The sequence below is a fragment of the Synechococcus sp. W55.2 genome, from assembly GCF_047461635.1.
In the GTDB taxonomy this organism is placed as follows: domain Bacteria; phylum Cyanobacteriota; class Cyanobacteriia; order Thermostichales; family Thermostichaceae; genus Thermostichus.
Genome location: NZ_JANSHM010000119.1, coordinates 1 through 1,304, shown reverse-complemented (window position 1 = coordinate 1,304; position 1,304 = coordinate 1). Strand labels below are relative to the sequence as shown.

General features: G+C 59.7%; 1 protein-coding gene. It reads left to right on the top strand.

Features of this window, described 5'->3' with window-relative positions; translation table 11 throughout:
* The first annotated feature begins 202 nt into the window (after positions 1 to 202).
* A complete protein-coding gene (gene cysK, locus NW828_RS13785) occupies positions 203 to 1,159 on the top strand; it encodes a cysteine synthase A (protein WP_414384471.1) in 957 nt (318 codons plus the stop codon).
* Positions 1,160 to 1,304: the final 145 nt, after the last annotated feature.

The window sequence follows — 1,304 nt, the reverse complement described above, 5'->3', positions numbered from 1 at the left end:
TTGGGTCATAGCCTTATTGCATTTTACTCACATTCCTCCCGACCCTTGCCCTGTGGGCAGAGAGCGGGGCTCCTGCGCTAGTAAGCTGAAAGGGGAGCGCCGGGGAGTTGATTTAAGGGTTAGCCTCGCGTAAGGCCCTCGGTTGCTCCGGAGTTAAGGGCTAGGGCCCACTGCCGCGATGGTTTCTTCCTTTTTGTTAGCCATGAAAATCGCCGCCAACATCACCCAGCTCATCGGTCGCACCCCGCTGGTGCGGTTGAATCGGATCCCGCAATCGGAGGGGTGCCTGGCCGAGATCGTGGTGAAATTGGAGAGCTTTAACCCTGCCGCTTCGGTGAAAGACCGCATTGCCGTCAGCATGATCGAGGCTGCCGAACAAGCTGGCTTGATCACCCCCGGCAAGACCATCTTGGTGGAGCCCACCTCTGGCAATACCGGCATTGGCTTGGCCATGGCCGCTGCTGCCAAGGGTTACCGGCTCATCATCGTCATGCCTGAGAGCATGAGCCTTGAGCGGCGACTGCTGTTGAAAGCCTACGGGGCAGAGGTTTATCTGGCCAGCAGTGCTGGAGGCATGGGGGAAGCCATCTGGAAGGCCGAAGAGATCGTCCGCCGCACTCCCAACGCTTACATGTTGGGCCAGTTCACCAACCCCGCCAACCCCCGGATCCATGCCAGAACCACCGGCCCGGAAATTTGGGAAGATACCGATGGTCAAGTGGATATCCTGGTGGCAGGGGTAGGTACCGGCGGCACCATCACGGGGGCGGGCGAGTTTTTGAAGGGGAAAAACCCAGCCATTCGACTGGTGGCCGTTGAACCCAAGGCCAGTGCCGTCTTGAGTGGTGGCCGGCCCGGCTTTCATCGCATTGAAGGGATCGGAGCGGGATTCGTGCCTGATGTGCTGCGGCGCGACCTGCTGGATGAAGTGATCCCAGTGGAAGATGAAGAGAGCATGGTCTACAGCCGGCGCCTGGCCAAAGAAGAAGGGATCCTCTCCGGCATTTCCACTGGGGCTGCCTTGGCGGGAGCCATCCAGGTGGGGCGGCGACCGGAAAACGCTGGCAAGCGGATTGTAATGATCCAGCCTAGTTTTGGGGAACGCTACCTGAGCACACCTCTTTTTCGCGACTTGGAGCGGGATTCCGATTCGAGATGACGATGATGCTGAGACTGCTGCCCTACAGGTCGCCCTGGCCCAGAGGGCGAGCTAGCATGGGTGAGAGTGACGTGGCGGAACGGCAGACGCGCTAGACTTAGGATCTAGTGCCGCAAGGCGTAAGGGTTCAAGTCCCTTCGTCCGC

What these genes read in the sequence shown, in the direction of transcription:
- cysK (WP_414384471.1), top strand. Translation starts at nt 203, where the DNA reads ATGAAAATCGCCGCCAACATCACCCAGCTCATCGGTCGCACCCCGCTG.